General features: G+C 37.0%; 17 protein-coding genes and 1 pseudogene. 3 read left to right on the forward strand and 15 right to left on the reverse strand.

Annotation, left to right across the window (positions count from 1 at the left end):
- The first annotated feature begins 268 nt into the window (after nt 1-268).
- Nucleotides 269-1,192, forward strand: coding sequence for a mechanosensitive ion channel family protein (locus MWU32_RS00320; RefSeq protein WP_246936667.1), 924 nt, complete (start codon nt 269-271; stop codon nt 1,190-1,192).
- Between the two features lie 94 nt (nt 1,193-1,286).
- On the opposite strand, the gene MWU32_RS00325 is transcribed toward MWU32_RS00320, so the two are convergent.
- On the reverse strand, nt 1,287-2,147 hold the full coding sequence (locus tag MWU32_RS00325; RefSeq protein ID WP_246936669.1) for a sulfurtransferase: 861 nt from the start codon (nt 2,145-2,147) through the stop codon (nt 1,287-1,289).
- A gap of 93 nt (nt 2,148-2,240) precedes the next feature.
- A complete protein-coding gene (locus tag MWU32_RS00330; protein ID WP_246936671.1) occupies nt 2,241-2,699 on the reverse strand; it encodes a GNAT family N-acetyltransferase in 459 nt (152 codons plus the stop codon).
- Between the two features lie 347 nt (nt 2,700-3,046).
- On the opposite strand from MWU32_RS00330, the gene MWU32_RS00335 reads away from it, so the two are divergent.
- Nucleotides 3,047-3,466 (forward strand): hypothetical protein, encoded by a 420-nt coding sequence (locus tag MWU32_RS00335; protein ID WP_246936673.1) that lies wholly within the window; start codon nt 3,047-3,049, stop codon nt 3,464-3,466.
- Nucleotides 3,467-3,553: 87 nt separating this feature from the next.
- Here MWU32_RS00335 and MWU32_RS00340 read toward each other — a convergent pair whose 3' ends face one another.
- From MWU32_RS00340 to MWU32_RS00380, 10 genes and pseudogenes are all read right to left on the reverse strand, one after another.
- Nucleotides 3,554-4,861, reverse strand: a complete 1,308-nt coding sequence (locus MWU32_RS00340) for an erythromycin esterase family protein (protein ID WP_246936675.1) — start codon at nt 4,859-4,861, stop codon at nt 3,554-3,556.
- Between the two features lie 144 nt (nt 4,862-5,005).
- On the reverse strand, nt 5,006-5,890 hold the full coding sequence (locus tag MWU32_RS00345; RefSeq protein WP_246936677.1) for a bile acid:sodium symporter family protein: 885 nt from the start codon (nt 5,888-5,890) through the stop codon (nt 5,006-5,008).
- 444 nt (nt 5,891-6,334) lie between these two features.
- Nucleotides 6,335-7,822, reverse strand: coding sequence for a M28 family peptidase (locus MWU32_RS00350; protein WP_246936679.1), 1,488 nt, complete (start codon nt 7,820-7,822; stop codon nt 6,335-6,337).
- 319 nt (nt 7,823-8,141) lie between these two features.
- A pseudogene (locus MWU32_RS05415) lies at nt 8,142-8,327 on the reverse strand (LytTR family transcriptional regulator DNA-binding domain-containing protein); the annotation flags it as partial.
- Between the two features lie 12 nt (nt 8,328-8,339).
- Nucleotides 8,340-8,588, reverse strand: coding sequence for a hypothetical protein (locus MWU32_RS00355; protein WP_246936681.1), 249 nt, complete (start codon nt 8,586-8,588; stop codon nt 8,340-8,342).
- Between the two features lie 25 nt (nt 8,589-8,613).
- Nucleotides 8,614-9,150 (reverse strand): endonuclease/exonuclease/phosphatase family protein, encoded by a 537-nt coding sequence (locus MWU32_RS00360; protein WP_246936683.1) that lies wholly within the window; start codon nt 9,148-9,150, stop codon nt 8,614-8,616.
- A gap of 187 nt (nt 9,151-9,337) precedes the next feature.
- Nucleotides 9,338-10,372 (reverse strand): serine hydrolase domain-containing protein, encoded by a 1,035-nt coding sequence (locus tag MWU32_RS00365; protein ID WP_246936685.1) that lies wholly within the window; start codon nt 10,370-10,372, stop codon nt 9,338-9,340.
- A 29-nt stretch (nt 10,373-10,401) separates the two neighbouring features.
- A complete protein-coding gene (locus MWU32_RS00370) occupies nt 10,402-11,172 on the reverse strand; it encodes a DUF6090 family protein (protein ID WP_246936688.1) in 771 nt (256 codons plus the stop codon).
- Nucleotides 11,173-11,823: 651 nt separating this feature from the next.
- A complete protein-coding gene (locus MWU32_RS00375) occupies nt 11,824-12,222 on the reverse strand; it encodes an SET domain-containing protein-lysine N-methyltransferase (protein ID WP_246936690.1) in 399 nt (132 codons plus the stop codon).
- Nucleotides 12,223-12,332: 110 nt separating this feature from the next.
- Nucleotides 12,333-12,749 carry an SET domain-containing protein-lysine N-methyltransferase gene (locus MWU32_RS00380; protein ID WP_246936692.1) on the reverse strand — a complete coding sequence of 139 codons (417 nt, stop codon included), beginning with the start codon at nt 12,747-12,749 and terminating at the stop codon, nt 12,333-12,335.
- A gap of 60 nt (nt 12,750-12,809) precedes the next feature.
- On the opposite strand from MWU32_RS00380, the gene MWU32_RS00385 reads away from it, so the two are divergent.
- Complete coding sequence (locus tag MWU32_RS00385) at nt 12,810-13,199, forward strand: hypothetical protein (protein WP_246936694.1); 390 nt, start codon at nt 12,810-12,812, stop codon at nt 13,197-13,199.
- A gap of 471 nt (nt 13,200-13,670) precedes the next feature.
- Here the strand turns inward: MWU32_RS00385 and MWU32_RS00390 are convergent, their stop codons facing one another.
- From MWU32_RS00390 to MWU32_RS00400, 3 genes are all read right to left on the reverse strand, one after another.
- Nucleotides 13,671-15,101 carry a glycosyltransferase gene (locus tag MWU32_RS00390; RefSeq protein ID WP_246936696.1) on the reverse strand — a complete coding sequence of 477 codons (1,431 nt, stop codon included), beginning with the start codon at nt 15,099-15,101 and terminating at the stop codon, nt 13,671-13,673.
- 416 nt (nt 15,102-15,517) lie between these two features.
- Nucleotides 15,518-16,930, reverse strand: coding sequence for a Gfo/Idh/MocA family oxidoreductase (locus MWU32_RS00395; protein ID WP_246936698.1), 1,413 nt, complete (start codon nt 16,928-16,930; stop codon nt 15,518-15,520).
- A 161-nt stretch (nt 16,931-17,091) separates the two neighbouring features.
- Nucleotides 17,092-19,023: a M1 family metallopeptidase gene (locus MWU32_RS00400; RefSeq protein WP_410744418.1), complete on the reverse strand. Its 1,932-nt coding sequence runs from the start codon at nt 19,021-19,023 to the stop codon at nt 17,092-17,094.
- Nucleotides 19,024-19,080: the final 57 nt, after the last annotated feature.

Consider the following 19,080-nt stretch of genomic DNA (forward strand, 5'->3'; position numbering starts at 1 on the left):
AGTTTTACTCTTTTGAAATACCGCATCGTCATCTCCATTGAAAATGAATCGAAGATTTTTGACATTGCTTGAGTATAAAATGTAATGACCCATTGTATTCAGGAGGTTTTCCTGTCAGTTTTAGGTTTCTATTTTTATAAATCTAAACCAAAATCCCACGTTCGGACTAGATTCTATGCTAACAAGAGCTGCAAAAGCTTTTCTGATGGAAAGGCAGTGGTAATTTAAAATAGAAGTATTAATTTCACCTGTCAAAGAAAAATTTTTCATGAAAATTCAGAAAGACAAACCTTGGATTGTCATTTATTCGATAATGGCAATATTATTAATAGCCGTTCATTACTTGTTAGAACTTGATATTTTTGAGCCTTGGGCAGACTACGTCCCTGTATTCAAGAAGCTGAGCATCAGCCTATTTTTGATTTCACTGATCCTTTTAATAAGTAAAATTATTTCACGGATAGTTGATAGTCAAAACTATCTTGAAGGCGATCGTTATAATCTACTACGAATCATAAGATTTCTGACCATTGTATTGAATCTTATTGTTGTTGTGGCCTTTTTGTTTCAGAATATTTATGCGGCGGCGGTCAGTTTCGGATTAATCTCATTGGTTTTAGGCTTCGCCTTACAGGCTCCCATTGCTTCATTTATAGCTTGGGTCTATTTGATTTTCCGTCGTTCTTACCTAGTAGGCGATCGTATTCAGATAAACGGCCTCCGGGGAGATGTGGTGGAGATCAGTTATTTGGACACATCTATTCTAGAGTGTAGTGGTGATTATTTGGGCAATGACAGAGCAAGTGGACGGATAATTAGATTTCCCAACAGTTTAATTTTAAGAGAGGAGATCATCAATTATTCAGGGCCCCAGCGTCCATTCATATGGAATGAAACGGCCATCCAAATAGCCTATACCAGCGACTTACAGTTTGTTGAGAACTGTCTTTTGAAAGCTGCCAGTAATGACTTTAAAGAGCGCTATCCTGAACTTACAGCCGATAAGAACAAGCAATGGGAACCTGCCGTATATTTTAGGATCAACACATATGCCTGGATGGAAGCCGTAATCTCTTATCCGGTTGAACCACTTGATACTACCGGCCGACGTAATCGAATTTTAAGGGCGGCTTTGCCAATGTTAAATGTAGAACCTGAAAAGGTGAAGTTTCCTGAAGGAGCCATGCGCTAAAATTTCAAAGCAGGTTTAAATGATTCTCAATACATGGGCTCACACCGTAATTATAGCGATATCTCTTTTCCTTGATTTCCGTTGGCAATCACTATTATCTTTTCGAATTTAGCGTTGCAATTGGTTTATCATTTCTACTCCATTCACCCCATGAGCCCACATAAAGTTTTGGAATTTCCAATCCAGCGTAAGCCATTGCCAAAAGAGTATGACAAGCTGTAACCCCAGATCCACAATGAACAATTATGTTTTTGCTTTCAGTCTTTTTAAATATGTCTTCATATTTGTCTTTTAAGTCGCTTTGAGATAGAAAAAGACCGTTTTCATTTAAATTTTCTGAAAAAGGAATATTAATGGCCCCTGGAATATGTCCCGCAACCAAATCTATGGGTTCAACTTTCCCTTGGTAACGATCAGCGTCTCGAACGTCAATTACGGTATGATTCTCCATTTGTGAAACCTTTTCAACCTCATCAAGATCTGCTAATGGAAGTTTCCAATCATTGAATTCGTATCCTTCTGTTTTCTTGATGACTTCCGATTTTGAGCTCATTGGAAATTTGACTTTCTCCGCTTCTTGAATTCCGCCATTTAAAACTTGGACTTTTTCATGACCAATCGATTTTAGCATCCACCATAATCTAGCCGCGGCATTTGACCCATTTTTATCATCGTAAATTATCACATGACTTTTATTTGATAATCCGATAGTAGATAATGTTTTAGCAAAATCTTCAATTTTCGGAAGTGGATGCCTGCCTCCTATTGATGGATCATTATTAACCTCAGCAAGATCAATATCCAAATCAAGAAATAATGCTCCTTCCAAATGTTTTGACTCGTAATTTGATTTTGCATCCTTTCCACTTCTTGCATCGATAATAACTATAGATTCTGAAGTGTATAATTTGAGTAATTCTGATGCTTGAATTATTGGAGGTAAAGTCGATTCCATTTTCATTGTTGATTTTATATGTTCTGGCTAATAGGAATTAAATATGGTCAGGAATTTTTATAATTGGCTTATCCAGTAAGAACAAGTCAATTATTAATGGTTCCTCATTGTCATTTGATAGAGGTGAAAGCCTTTGGCCCAAAAATCCTTTTCGACTTTCTCAAGTTGGAAGCCCATCTTCTCGTAGAACTTAAAGGTATGTTGACTTGTTCGGACGATTATGGTTTCAATATTTTGATTTTCTCCTAACTGATTAATTCTGTATTGCGTTAATTTTCTCCCAATACCTTTCCCCTGAGCGTTAGGCTCGACGATATCCCATGAAATCCGAGCGACTTTTTCTTCAGGAAAATAATTTATGCCTCCTGCTCCTAAAATTTCAAACCCTTCCACGTATACAAAATAGTCCTCCATTTGATCGTCAAGATATTTTTCAAGATCGCGTTCTTCCGAAGGATCAAAATATTTTGGAATATTTCGTCTTAGTAAATCGATGACCTCAGGTCTGTCACTTTTTTTATAGGCTCTAATCATGGTGAGTATTGTGAACATCTAATTTAATAAATACCGATTGAAATATATGCATCACGGTATTAAGACTATTAAAAGTGCTGCATACGAGCAATAAAGTTTTATTTTTTATAACTTATTTATGAGAGATGTTTGACAATATAAAATGGTAATTTATTACTTTTTAAAATCATAATAATGTATTTTCGTTTGTAATAAATTATTTTGAATGTTAGAAGCCAAGTTAAAATTCTATAAATCTTTTCAAAAAAAGTCCTCTGAAAATCTGCAATTTAAAGAGAGATATTATTTTAGGGAACAGATACTATCTCAACGATCTGACACTCATTTTACGTTCTCCTATAACAATCCTTAAACATTCTGGCTTTATGAAACAACTTTTGAAACTTACATCAATTGGCTTAATTGCAGGTTTTGTGTTGATGTTGGTATTAAAAATAGTGATGGAATTGACAGGTAATACGGCCTATATTCTTCTGTTTAATTTTGATTATATTCCTATTATTAAGGACTTAGAACTGGTTTGGCTTTTTGGTCAGCTGTTTCATTATTTGACCTGTATAGTGAGTGTGATTGCACTGTTTTTTATTTTAAAAACCTGGACTTTACAAAAGACCATATGGCCTTATATTCTTGTTTATACCATAGGTGGGGGAGGCTTGTTTTTTTTAACGGCTCTGTCAGAACAACCTCCGGCAGCAAATGATGTTATGGCTTGGATTTATTGGACTATTGGCCATGCAATTTTTGGTTATGTAGTTGGCATTATGGTAAAAAAATGGACATGAAGTCATTAGCGATCTCGAATTATGAGACCAACTGAATTAAGCTTATTGACTACTTATATTATGCTTGAATTTCAAGGTCAATGATCCTTACTTTTTCAAAACTCGCAAAGCAGTCGTTTTTTTAAAGAAGAACAGTGCGTCGTAGCGTAACGGAATTATGGTAGGCACAAATTGACGTCTATCACCTCGCGGATTATAGACAACGCCCACAGCCCTATTGCCCATTGTTTCTAGGTTTTTTTCCTTACGATCTTCTTCATCAAAAATGATATAAAATCTGTCCTGATCAAATTGATTCAACTCGTATTCTATACTATTGGGAATAGCTGGCGGAATGGTCATTTCCTTCATGGGAGCACCCCAACTGGAGCCTGCCATCACCTTTCCTTCATAAGTGGTAAAACCGATCAAGAACACATTAGCATCTCCCAATCCTTCTCGGGTAAGCTGACCAATATTCTTTTGACCTGCACCTCGCATGTTGGTATATTCAGCATCGCCAATATGTGTATTGTGCGCCCAAACAATTCCCTTGGAATGTTCGCCATAAAGATTCAATAATTCATTGACGGTGCCATGCATGTGATGGACTCGTGAATTCCATGAACCGGGTCCTCTTGAAGCAACACTTTCTCTGTAGAACTCCTCAGCATTCTGTACGACAATCGTATTTTGTAGCAAATAGAAATAAGCGTCATCTGAAAGTTTTGACAACTTCTTTCGATTGTTCTTTATATAATCCACCACATTTTTTGTAGCGGTTGTACATGCATCTTTCCCAGCGTTCACCGCATGGGCATAACTCCAACTATCTCCCTTGTGTGGCTCAAAGCATTTATATTGTTCTTTCACATAGTGATAAGTGGTTTGGTCAGTTGTTTTAAGCAAATCCAAAACTTCCTTTTTGGAATTCCATTCATCATAAACATCCATCCCGTAAAAGCCTACTTTCTTTTCTTGAGGCAATTTGTCGTTATGATTTCGAAGCCATTCGGCCAATGCCACAACCTCTTCATTGGACCACATCCAAGTTGGCCATCGGTGGAGCTTTAATAAAACTTCTTTGGCAGAATTCGCAGCTCCTTCCAAATTTTTTACATAGAGATTGAGATGGTATAAACTAGCAAAATCACCTTCTACCGCAATAAAACTGAAGTCCCGTTCTGATATCAATCGTCGACTGATTTTATCTCGCCACAAATAGTATTCATGAGTGCCGTGACTTGCTTCACCCAATAGCACCAATTCCTTATCGGCAGCTGCTGCAATCAGTCTGTCCAAACTTTGATCTCCTTCAAGTGGAATAGCCTTTTGTCTCATATCTTGTGCTAAAGAAAGCATACTGCCAAACACTAATAAAAACCCTGAAAAGTATGTTGATAGTAACTTATTCATATGAGAATCAAGATAATGAATATTAATGTGCTTATCAAGTATTCCAGAAGGGATTATCTCGTCAGTATAGATAAGATCCAGTAAAGGACACTTAAGAAACTACAAAGAGTGTCCCTTCCAGATTTAGGCCATCTCGACCGAGAGCTATTCCTCGCTAGATTGTACGTCAATCCTAGTGCCAAGTAACCACATAAGAATACCACCGGTTATAAACATCCATATAGCATAAGCTGCAGTTGGAATGCTCATTTCAAAATTGTTTAATATCGATGTAGCAATCACAATGGCCAAGGTTCCGTTTTGGATACCACTTTCCACCGAGATGGAAATGGCACTCTTTAAATCCAATTTGAACAATCGGGCCGTAAAATAACCCAATCCCATAGTAAGAATATTTAGCAATAAAGTAGGCAGTCCTACTTCTTTCATTGCTGTGCCCAAAATATTGAAATTTGCAACCAATACAGCAATAAAAACTATAATGAAAATTACGGTCGAAGCAATACGCATTGGTCTTTCCATTCGTCTGGCAAAGTCTGGTTTCAATCTGCGAATAAACATACCAATTGAAATTGGAATAATGGTGATACCCATTATTTGAATGATTGTATTTAATATCGGGAGTTTGATGGTGACACCGGTGTCAGTACCAAAATAGTCTAAGGCAAACGACAAAATAAAGGGAATTGTAAAGACACAAATTACGCTTGAAATAGCAGTTAATGTCACTGATAAGGCAATATTTCCTCTACAAACCTGTGTAATCAAATTGCTGGTAGCACCTCCTGGACAAGTAGATAGAATCATTAATCCAACTGCCATCACCGGATTTAAATCAAAAGCTATGGCTAACGAAAATCCTATTATTGGCAAAAATATAAGTTGATTGGAAAGACCAATTAAAATAGCTTTCGGGTTCTTTAGGATCCTACTGAAATCGGAAAGTATCAAAGTCATTCCCATGCCAAGCATAATGATGGCAAGAGATAATGGTAAAAATATATTGCTTATGATTTCAGCTGCTGTCATAGGATGATTGATTAGTTTTTATCTTGGCCATAGGTCTTGTAAGCAACACATTTAGCGTATGGTTAGTTGTAAGCACAAGAGGCTAACATACTAAAAATAGAACGAAGTATCGAAAAATATGGCTTAGAGTGCTTTCCGTCATGGGTAATTTTAGGTTTGAAAAAGTCAAAATATATAGTGTATTGAAATGGCGTTCTGGGTAATTTTTCAGGGTTATGTAACACGTGGATATCCAAAAGAGAATACGTTTTTGCCAACATGGACAAGTGCGATTGTGGATGTTGTATGATTTTTTCCAGACAGATCCATTCACTTTTAATAAAAACAATCCCACATCTGATCGTCTAAACAGTTCTATCGTGGCTGAAGAATAGACAGACCAGATGTGGGTGTAATGATAAACAATCTACTCGTTCATCAAATGTGATGAACCCGTGGTTTTATCTAATTTGTTTCTACTTTATACAGCTCTTTTGATGCCTGTTCATATTTGTCACCTTTATTCCATACGGGTGTCTGTTTGTCATTAGCAATATTTCGACCTGCCAGTACGTAAGCTTGAAAGAATTTTAGCAAATAATCATAATCTAAGGTATCTGCCTCGTCTCCTGCTTGGTGATAGTATTTGGTCACGTCGCCATCAAACGAAGTAAAGCCTAAAGAGAATGTAGGCGCAGGGATTCCTTTTTGAGCGAAATTGACGTTATCACTTCTATCAAATAGGCCTTGTTCTTCGGCGGGATCCTCAATGGCTCTTAATCCGAAGGCTTTAGCGGCATTAACGATATTATCTTCGGCAGTAGTTCTGGTCAGCCCTACTACAGATATCACCGAAGTATCGTTATAACCTGCATTATCACTATTAAAGCAATACACCATTTGGTCTAAGGGTAATACTGGGTTTTCAACATAATATCTGCTTCCCAAAAGACCTCTTTCTTCTCCAGTAAAAAGAATAAATAATGCCGAGCGTTTTGTTGGATATTTGGCTAAGTTTTTGGCCATGCTCAACACGGTAGTTGTACCAACGGCATTGTCTCGAGCCCCGTTGTAGATAGAATCACCAGTTGCGTCTGGCTCACCAATACCAATATGATCATAATGTGCAGAATAAATAATGTATTCATTTTTAAGCTGATCATCGGTGCCTTCAACTACACCAATGACATTTTGGGAGATCACGGCTTCCTCATGTTTTTCGCCAATAGCAATTGTAGAACTGATTTTTTTGGCTCCGCTAAACTGTTCAGCCATTTTCCCATCTTTATCCAAAACCCAAACATAGGCGATGTCGCTATTGCTACTTTTATCATTATCATCTAAGTCTACACTCAAGGTTGGTTCATTAAAATTGTGATCAATAAAACTCCAGGTGCCATCATCAACATTCATCAACTCAATAATAGCGGCGACGCCATGCTGATTAGCTAATTTTTCTTTGGTGCGACGCAATCTAAATGCAGCTCTTCCAACGTTTGTTTCAGGACTCCCAGCCTTTACAATAACCACTTTTCCTTTGACATTCTTTCCTTTATAATCATCAATTAAACCGTAGTTTAAAAAAATGGCATCTCGGTTTGAGGCCATTGCAGCAGAATTAATAATTACGTAATCTTTAATAACTTGGTCATTTATGACTATGGATGCATCCTTTGGAGGGAATTTGCGTTTAAGTTTTACTTCTTGATAATAAGTCCCGGTTTTTGGGTTAGGTTTTACTCCATATCGACGAAAGCTATTGGCTAAATATGAAGCCGCAATTTTGAGTTCGGGAGAACCCGTTTCTCGTCCTTTTAAAAGATCATCAGCCAAAAAATAAATATGACCTTCAATCTCAGATTTGCTAATGGTTTCTGATACTTTTTCAATTTCGGTTTGTGCAGTCAGGGTAAAAATGCATCCAAGCGCGAGTAATAATGTCAGTTTTTTCATTCTAATAGTTTCATGTGAGTTATTGTTTAATACTTTTTAACATTACCACCCATGTTTTATCGTACTTATGACGATGTTTAGGGTGACGTTGAGCGGGTAATCAACTAATTTAGTGAAAACAAACCGAATAGAAAATAAGGCCTGGTACACAACTGGACTTGAGAAGGTTTTTATAAAAAATCAATCGTAATAAAGCAGTTTGAACATGGTACTATTCTCTACTTTTTTGCGCTTAAAGTTCACTGAGATTATAAAGGACCTTAACACGATACGCCTTGTGGTCTGCTACTGGACTTTAGTTCCAATAAATTCAGGTCAGTTATATAGTTGTGTAATCGCTTTTATTTTTCAATCCACTCCCGAAACGCCGCTGTGTTGCTCTGACTGGTTTTGAGAAGATTTTATGGTCTTTCAATTTTATGGCAAGTACATTATAAGAATAGCGCTCTATTTTTTCGATGTGTGGTTTATTGACCAGTTCGCTACGGTTGATTCTGAAAAAATCTGAGGGATTGAGCTATTCTTCTATGTCTTTCAATGTAGATTCTGTTAGCAAGTGATTTTTACCTTTGGTATCACAGGCGAAAACGACGCCTTCATTAGCTGCGAAGAAAATAATATTTTCGGTTTCTAAAAAGTAAATCCCTTGATTGGTGTTTATAGAAAATCTTTTTTCATAGGATTTTTCTACGATGTTTTGTCTAATAAGTGATGAAATATTGGCCATCCAATTGTTCTCCTCAGATTCTTGAGTCCGACCTGTCACGCTTTTGGCGTGAAACAACAGAAATTTATCCCAAGCTATCTATATAGACCATCAAAGCTTTTGCCTGATTTAATCGGTTGGCACTTCCTTCTTTGCCGTCAATCCAATCAAAATGAACGTTTGCAAATACAATATTGCAATCTTTGGCCAAAGCTACTTCATGGATGATTGATGAACGTGGCTCATATTTTGCATCGGGCAATTGTAACACTTTTGTAGAAATCAGTGGTTTGGCGGATAAGGTTGCCAGCCCGTATTGGTCATCTTGATAATCCATGAATTTACCAAAAGTGCCTGCCATATTTGTTTGTTGAGCCAAATATTCTGTTTGGTTTACACTTTCTGATCGTAAACAATATTGATCCACCTCCTGCAATCCGCATAAATCAGGAGCTTGCGATTTTATGACAGCAGCAGCTCGGGATAAGTCCAAAATAGTGTCTAATCCTTTTCCGTGTCGGATATTATACGACATGATTTTAAGATCGATAGATTGCTCTTGTTTGAATTTACAGGAGCTGAAAACACTGAAACAAATGAGGACATATACGATTCTTTTCATCTTAATACAATTAACTAGTCATCACGATAATCTCTAAAATTATGCTAAAAGACTTTCGTAAGCAACGAAACCAATTGTTTTAGTCAAAACAGAATTGTCCAAACAAGTCTATAAAGAGTTTTACCTACTCATGTTAAGTAGGTGTAAATTACTTTTAATTAAAGGGACGAGTACTTTTATACACAATTTAATGAAGTCCTTTCTTTCTCAATATCTTTAAGATTCGGTTGTATTCAACTTCAGACAGATTCCAATTGTATCCGTCAAAATTGACCGTGTTTGTGAATTGAATGACTACCGCATCGATGTCTTTATGATATTTAGCAATTGTCTGATAGCCAGGAATTAATCCGGTATGTCCATACTTATAAATAGACGAGTAAATTTCCTGTTCCTCTTTATCTTTAAATACCGAACCATCATTTAAGGCTCTTATGAATATACCCAAATCCTCGGCAGTGGCCAATATCGAGCCGATATTGTCTGTCTTTAAATCGGAGTCATAACCAACATAATAACCACTCATCACGTCGTCTAAATTGACATCGTGTATTGAGCCAAACGTATTTGTCAAGTTTAAGGGCGTCAAAATTTCTTCCTTTATATATTGAAAAGAATCGTAACCGAGCACTCTGTTTATGATTCTTGACAGCAACAAATAATTGGTGTTTGAATATTCATAATCCTGATCAGGTTTGAAATTGGCGGGTAGGTCAAGCACCAAAGCAAGTTTCTCGTCATTGGTTTCCTTGGGCGCCGCCCAATAATTAAATGTATCTGTGTAATTAGGAATACCACTACGATGCTGCACCATCATTCTCAAAGTAATTTCATCAGCATATTCAATTCGACCCACCAATTCAGGCAGATAATCTGCGAGGGTTTTATCCAATGAGAGTTTATCGTTTCTCACTAATTTAGCAATGGCCAAAGCATTATAGAGTTTTCCAACGCTAGCTATCTTGAACAATGCATGCGGATCGGCAGGGATTTTATTTTCTTTGTTTTTATAACCGGCAGCAAAGTAAGCTGGTTGTTCTCCTTCTAAATCTACATAGACAATAATTCCGTCAAAACCCATGTCTATCGCTTCATTCACTTGCTCTTGTACCGAATCGGGCAATGGTTTTGACCATGCTTTAACAATAGGCCATGGGACAAAATACAAGGAAATTAGGGTCCCAACAAGGAGTAGTATTCTAAAGATATTTTTTGTCGACATTTTTTCTATAGTTTCATTTTGATGTGTTTCTATCGCTGTTCTATTTCTTTACTTATAAGGTCTAAGATAGTGTCTAGGTCTCGCATCAATGGCTGAAAATGTGCTTTTTCTGTGGCATGACATGTGAGGATAAAAATCAATACATTGTTCTCAAACGCCGTGGATTCTAATAGGGCTAAATTACTCATCTCATTTTTCGACTCTGGCAAGCCGAGATCACTATATACACCAGCCTGATTAAAAACAACACTTAAACTTGCCTCATTTGTCCTGAACATGTCAATTACTTTTATTCTCTGGCTTGCAAGTTCTTCTTCCTGCTTGGAAACATCTTCTAAAGTGGAAATCCAACTGGTCAAATGCTTTCTTAAATTGGCGTTTTTGAGATTTTTAAGATGGCCGGAATTAATCATTTCATAAATGAGAGAAGTGTTCGGATTAAAAGCAATGTCCTCTGAAAATGTATGGTACAATAATTTTGAAAACTCAGATTCGGAAGGCAATTCGTTTTTCGAGTGGATATATTTTAAGATGTCTTGGGCGCCAGAATAATTTTTTTGAATCACGGATATTAATTCTTCTAACTTTAATTTACTTATTTGAAACTCTACTTTTAACCCAAGCAAATAGGTGTTTTCAATTTTATTATCCATTCGATTTTGATTCCAATTATTGATTTGCAGGGCCAATAATATTCCGATCACTACCAGAACAATTTCACCGATAGCGTATTTGAGATATTGAATTAATTTACCTTGCGAAAGTAGATTTCTTCTTATTTTCCGAAAAAATGTGATCATAATATTTCTCGAGAAATTGGGAGTCTCGACCGTTTTTGATAATAAAAACGCTACTTGAAGCTACAAGTTCCTTCAAATATAAAGTAATTGTATCAAGTTATATTCAGGCCAAGGAATATTTACTAATTTATAGTTTGATATATTTTTGTATAACTCAACGCTTAAAAATCAAATTTTCCATACTTTTTGATTCAGCTTAGAAAGTGCTGGTTACATGTTGCCTTGTTTCCTCAGGATGATTTCCAGTCCCTACATTGTTTTTGGAATACTTTTTTGTTAGTTTTTTTATCTATTTTTTATTAGTTGTTCCATGCCAGAACAATTTGGGACCAACAGATTTGGTTATGGATTCAGCTGAGAGCGGTCCAATTGAATACATCTTTCAAGATAAACCAAAGCTGTCATGTATGCCCAGAATGGGATGTTTTTATAGAATTAAAGATAAATAATTAATATAAAGGGTGCAAGTACCTCGTGGATAGATATTAAGAATTGCAAAGCATTCTCTACTACCCTGAAAAAATAAAGAAAGAGGATGAGCGGAACAAGGCAGTAAAATTCAGGTCTGACAAACAAATCTTAGCCTGAGATCAAGAGCACAAAACCCTATAGGAAAGAATTTGAAGTGAAATCAACTAAAATCGTCAATTATCATGGGTGATATTCCAGTCCTCTGTTATCAAACCAACTTGTTGATGGATCATCAAAAGCCCCATGATAATTAATACATATTTCTTCATCATTAGCAATATCACGCAAGGCGACTATATCGACCCTATTGTATTCTTTATAGATTTTGTGTGTTGCATTGGCAGGTGCAGCATGGTTATATAAGGATCCAAAGCCAGAGGCAAGGCCAACAATATTTCTGTCTCTGTCTATAAAAAAACTATAATTTATCAGAAAGCTTGCCGTTGAAAGATCATAATCCTCAGGATGAAAAACTAACATCTTACAAGATTCCACAATATCACCGGCAACAATTGGAGCAGAACTGAAAACACCCCTGCCTTTTCCCTTGACTTCCTTAATGTATAATGCACCCTTCATGGTCTGATTTTTTCTAGGATTGTATAAAATAGTTAATCAAAATCATAATTTCAATCGCAATAGAGTCAACTAATTTAAGTTTTTTTTAAATGACCGGATTAATTATGATATTAAAACTCAATAGGAGAATTATCATTAAAAGTTCCGTGATAATTGATCGTTATTTCTTGGCCTGTTTCAATATCTACCTTTGCCTTGATTCTTATTGTCTTCTTTTTTTTATGGATAGAATAGGTGGCGTTTGCCGGACACTTATGGTTATACCATGATGCAAAGCCCAGCCCAATGGCAATAGGCTGTTTCGTATCTGCTAGTATGAAATAATAATCATGTAATGCTGTTTTTGAAAGTAAGTCATAGTCTTCTGCTGATCCAACAAGAAGTGGAGCTGTTTCAATCACTGCTCCTCTTTTTAAAGGCACATCACTAAACACCCCTAAGCCATGAATTGAGCTAGGAGAAAGATATAAATGCACAGATTGGTGTATGATGAACGGACGACTTTTTTTTGAAAGAGAAAGTTTCATTTGTTTTTTTTATACACCCTAAAATATTAACTTACTTCAAATTACAAAATTACAGTAAATTTGAAAAAAATTTTTACCACTATTGGTTCCATGTTAATAATATTGGGATTAAAAGCTCAAGTTCCGGTGAAAAAGGAAACTCAGAAAGCACCAGTTGAACAATCTAAGGCCAAGGAATTGCCTAAGGTCGAGAAAAAGACTTATCGAAAGGTTGAGAAAAAAACTTTCCCAAAGGTAGAAAATAAGGCAGTCCCAAAAGTCGAGAACAAAGCTTTACCTAAGATTGAAAACAAGGCAGTCCCAAAGATTGAAAACAAAACTTTCCCAAAGGTAGAAAACAAGGCTTTGCCGAAGGTTGAGAACAAAGCTTTGCCTAAGATAGAAAATAAGGCAGTCCCAAAAGTTGAGAACAAAGCTTTGCCTAAGGTAGAACATAAAAATGGCAATTAATAATTTCATTTTCGGGAACATCTAAAGTGCATTCTTCCATTATAGAGTTGATTTGGGTGTTGATACTAAAAATTGATAGATCGGTTCCCTGGAATAAATTATCTCATAGAAATCCTAAGCGCTATTTTTAGAATTCAGAATAAGAACTAAAAACGCCTCAAATCTGTAAACATGGTATTTAGGTCATAGTTTATCCGAATAGAGATTATCCTAAACGAATTAACTATCTGTTTCCTCTACCACAAATCTGACAGATTTGCTTAGACCACTAATTATTCAATCAAGCCTTAGCATTAATTTTCTTGGTGGAGCCCCGACGCGCCCTATGTGTACGGTATGTCAACATTTTAATCACCAATCGTAAATCGAATATCACAAATTCCAATAGATCTAAAATGAAAAAGGATCACGACTTACATTCATAAGCCGTAATCCCTTAACATATGTATTATTTTCCGAAGAAAAATTCTTCTATTTCTTTTCTGTCAATTCACGCGTCAACCATCCTCTTCTACTTGCTGTTGCAATAGCGTAAGGTGTAATCCAGAATAAGCCGAAGGTATAAAGCACACTATAGGAATAGGCCCAGAAAGATTCTGATAGTTTATAATTTTTCGCGTAAAACAACACCGGGAAACTTGATAAAATTAAGATGCTGAAAAATGTAGAACTTATAAAAAGTACTGGGTGCATGACGATGAAAAACAACATAAACACTAAAAATGGGTAGCTCATTATTATTTTTGAAGATTGACTGATAAACAATAGTCGAGTCCCCAATTTAGAGCCTTCTCTGAAATTTGTGAATACATATTTAGACATCTGTATATTTTCGCGGACGTTACTTCTACCCCATCTGATAAACATCTTATACAAGCCTTTATATCGTTCTGGAACGTTAGTATAACAGTAAGCATTTCTTTGGAAAAGCACGTGTTTACCTTGCTTTAAAATCATATTGGTCATGGCACGATCTTCTCCAATATCTGACGGTTGTCCCATAAAGGTTTGGTTGATCCAATCTTCAAGACAAGCAAAAACTGCCGATCTACGGTATGCTGCCAAAGCTCCTGGAGTACAAAGTACAGAGTTGAGACTACTTTCTGCTGAACGCACAAATTCAAAACTCAATACAAAACTCACATTCAACATTTTAGGCAATAATGCTCTTTCATTATTCAGCACTCGGATATTCCCAGCCACTGCGCCACAGTTTTCGTTGACTACAAATGGGCTCACCAAATTTCTTAAAGTATCCGGTTTCACAACCGAATCACTATCAACGGTTACAAAAACTTCGCCTTTGCCTAAGTTAAACCCACGGTAAAGAGCATGGCGTTTACCCTTGTTTTTCGGTTGTTGGAAAATTGATAAACGATCGCCAAGTTTCTTTTTAGCTTGTTGCATCCAATACCAAGTATCGTCCTTACTGCCATCATCAATTGCCAATAATTCCAATTTGCCATCTGGATAATCACTATCCGCCAAGCTCATCAAAGTATCCCAAACCTGTTTGCCTTCATTATAGGCTGGTACAATTACGGTACAGGTTGGTAACTCCTCATTTGAAACTGACTTAATAGCTTTATATCTGAAATAAAGAAATAAGTTGTAGATAAAGAAACCTGCTTTGAAAATAAACAAGCCTGTTGCTACAACTAAAAATATAAGTCCAATAGTAGAATTGATTCGATCTTCTCTAAACTGTTGAAAATCGTTTTGAAGGTCAAAAACCAAGAATACAGAGCCAATCATTAATAAGAAAGTACTTGCCAATACTACTACACCCCATGGATTGATTGATTTTACTGGAGATAGACTATTGAAAAACGATCCTTTTTTCGAAGTTCCGTTAGATACATTGGTCTCTTTTGAGATTTGCGATTGATTTGAATTTGTCATTTTAGTGTTCATATAAAATAGTCCCGAATTATTGTTATTTTTTTATTCGATATCATCTTATGTTTAGCAACACCTATGCCATCTCAAATTTCATGGGTTTTACGGCCTATATTGTATTTTATGTGATATAAAGTGTGTAAGATTTACACATATAAGGGGATTTTACACATCTTTTTACACAGTTGTGTACCTCTTAAAACGGAATATTCTTAAGCAAAAGCCGATTTATAATATTTTCATAAAGGTTCCCAAAGCTTTAAAACCAAAAAGCCTTCACAATTCTTCTGAATTGTGAAGGCTTTCACATATTCTCCAAAATCCAATAAGAATCAATTTTTGGATTTTAGAACTTATGAGATGTTGTTGGTGGAAAATACCAAAAATGGCGTAAATATTAGAATCTTAATTTCTAAACCTTATTTACCATAAAGCACATTGGTTGTTCCGCCACCTGCTAAACTCACATCTACAGGCTTATTGGATTTCCAATTGCCACGCGTAAAATCAGGAACATCAATAGACGTTGAACGATTTGCTACGGACCACTCACTCAATGGCGAGATGGCACTCCATAAAGCGGCATCATAAACATCTTGATCTAACGGAAGTCCGTTACGCAGACAGTCGATCAATCGCCAGTCCATCATAAAATCCATACCGCCATGGCCGCCGACCTGTTTGGCCAAATCGCCCACTTTTTGAACAATTTCTGGGGTGTATTGTTTTTCTAAAGATTTACATTCTTCATCACTAATCCACGAATGCCCTTTTCCAATTTTGGCCTCTGGCCATTTTCTGGCAATAGCCTTGGTACCACTTACCAAATGGATTCGAGAATAGGGTCTTGGCGAACTGACATCATGTTGAATCATGATACTTCTACCGTTTTTAGTTTTAATCATGGTGGTGTTCATATTTCCTCTAAAATCGGCATTCACGTACGGCTCGTAGAAGTCATCTTTTGCTGCCAGTTTTTTAGCCATCGGATTCATAGAGAAATCAGCACTTGAAAGCGATGTCAAATAATCCATCTGATCACCTCGGTTGACGTTCATGATTTGACAAATTGGGCCTAAGCCATGTGTGGCATAAAGATTTCCATCGCGACCAATATTTTCCTTCAGTCGCCACATATCTTCATAGGCATTTTTATTAAAATTCAAATCGACAAGATCGTGGATATAAGCACCTTCTCCGTGGATGATATCACCAAAATAACCTTGTCGCGCCATATTCAGTGTGAGCAATTCAAAAAAGTCATAACAACAATTTTCAAGCATCATGCAATGCATTTTGGTCTTTTCAGAGGTTTCCACCAATTCCCAGCATTCGTCTATGGTTTTTGCTGCCGGAACCTCAACGGCCACATGTCTCCCGGCGTTCATGCCGTACACGGCCATTGGCACATGCAAATCCCACGGTGTAGCAATATAGATTAGATCCAAATCTTCAGTGTCAATCATCTCCTTCCAAGCGTCTTCACTGCCACTATATAGTTTTGGATTGTGCGCCGTGCCATCCAATAATTTCTTGGCACTTTCGGCTTGCTTTGGTCTTAAATCGCATAAAGCCTTTATTTCTACACCTTCTATATAGCTCATTCGCTTGACTGCACCTGGACCACGCATGCCCAAGCCAATAAAACCAATTTTTACGGTATCTATTTTGGGTGCCGCGTAACCAGACATGTTAAATCGGGAGGTCCCATAATTAGGTGGCGCCACAATTCCTGAAGTCGTACTACAACTTACCAAACCACCAGTGGCAATACCAAGTCCTGCAAGACCACTTAGTTTTAAAAAATTCCTTCTGTTATTTGTATTGCTCATCGTGTGTGATATTAGTTTTTAACTGATTTTTTACATCAATTTCCATAAGAAATCGTTTGGAATCTTAAAGATATTCTCTTTTGGCAAGTCTTCCAAAATAGATTGGCTTAAAAAGAAAAAGCCTCTAAATTCTTGAAAATTTAGAGGCCCTTTTTAGATGTTTACAGTTTATTCCAAGTATCATTCAACATATTGACGTCTGCCAACATCCTATTTGGATCCAAGACTACGCGTTTCACTTCTTTTGTGGTTTTCAAAAGATGAGTCCAACTATTGCCACGCTGCCAAATTTCAACGGGAAGTCTTACGTTTTCGGTTGTATCATCCGTGTAAATAACTTGAAGCTCGACTGGCATCGGAATCTCTCCGTTGTTTTCAACAGTAATGAGATAATTATCCTGATAAGGTTCAACTGAGGTGATTCCCATATCTATATTTCCGTTACCAAAGAACCAACCTTTCCAGAAATAGGACAGATCTTCGCCTGCAACATTCTCCATATGGTTGAAAAAATCATTCGGTTGTGGATGTTTATAAGCCCAATGGCGGATATAACTTTTAAATGCATTGTCAAAGCGTTCAGTGCCCAAAATATATTCGCGAAGCATAAACAGACCTGCTGCCGGCTTGTAATAGGCCGTATATCCCAAGTTTCTTGCGTGAGCCACTTCTGGAGAGGTGTCAATGCCTTCGCGGTTTTCAAACGTCAGATACCTTACCAAAGTACGCGGTTTATCTGTAGAAGAGGGATATTCGCCATTATTAAAAGCTACGGTACTATAATGATTTATAAAAGTATTAAAACCTTCATCCATCCATGGGTATCGGCGTTCGTTAGATCCGACAATCATAGGAAACCAGTTATGGCCAAATTCGTGATCTGTAACGCCCCATAAGTCTTCCCCTCTACTTTTATAATGACAAAAACTAACGCCTGGATATTCCATTCCACCCACATTTGCTGCAACATTTATCGCAGTATGATATGGATAAGGATAATAGGTATTTGAATAAAATTCCACAGATGCTTTTGTATATTCAGTAGAACGTGTCCAAGCACCAACGCCATCACTCTCTTTAGGATAAACCGACTGAGCCAAACCTGTTTTGCCATTGCCCAGATTCATTTTGGCGGCATCCCATATAAATGCTCTTGAAGATGCCCAAGCCACATCTCTTGTGTTTTCCATTTTATAATGCCAAGTCAGCGTTCCTTTATTTTTTACTTGCGATGCAGGCTTTCCAACCTCATCCGGTTTAATAATATAAACGGTTTTGTCGCTTTTTTCGGCTTTTGCAAAACGTTCTTGTTGGGTTTTGGTAAGTACCTCTTTCGGATTTTGTAAAATCCCCGAGCACACGACCGTTTGATCTGCTGCAGCCGTTATTTTCACGTCGAAAGTTCCGTATTCGCAATAGAATTCGCCGGCACCCAAATAAGGTTCTGTATTCCAACCCACCACATCATCAAATACGGCCACACGCGGATACCATTGGGCAATGGCGTAAATAGTACCTGCTTCAGTTTCCAATCGGCCCATGCGATCCATTCCTTCAACCGGCACTTTGAATTTGAAGTCCATGCTTATGGTTACTTTTCCACCTTTGGCCGCTAATGGCTTATCTAAGAACAGTTGCATTCGGGTATCCGTAACCATGTATTTTGATGAAGTACCAGTTTCTGTTTTTGCAGACACATTTGATAAATCAAATCCACCTTCAACATCTCCACTGTAGCGGCTTCCCAGAACAGAAGTAGTTAACGTGCCACGAGAATCTTCAGTAAATCGGTTTTGCTCTAAATAGAGCCATATAAAATCTAAAGTCTCCGGACTGTTGTTGGTGTATTCAATGGATACCTTTCCAGATACCATATGATTCACTTCGTCTAAGGACACTTCCAGATTATAATCTGCGGCATTTTGCCAATATTCTGGACCTGGTTTCCCGGAGGCTGTCCGATAGACATTTCCTTGGCGGTAAGTAAAATCATCAAATAAGTGTTGATTGCCATAATTTGCCTCTTGTGCAAGTATGGTCATCGGAAGTAGGAAAGCAAACAGCCCTAAGATGCTGCTTTTTAAATTCGTCATAACTATTTTTTTATTAAATAAGTTAGCGAAGATACTAATTTGTACCATATTTCAGCA

The sequence above is a fragment of the Gelidibacter sp. F63206 genome (assembly GCF_023015735.1).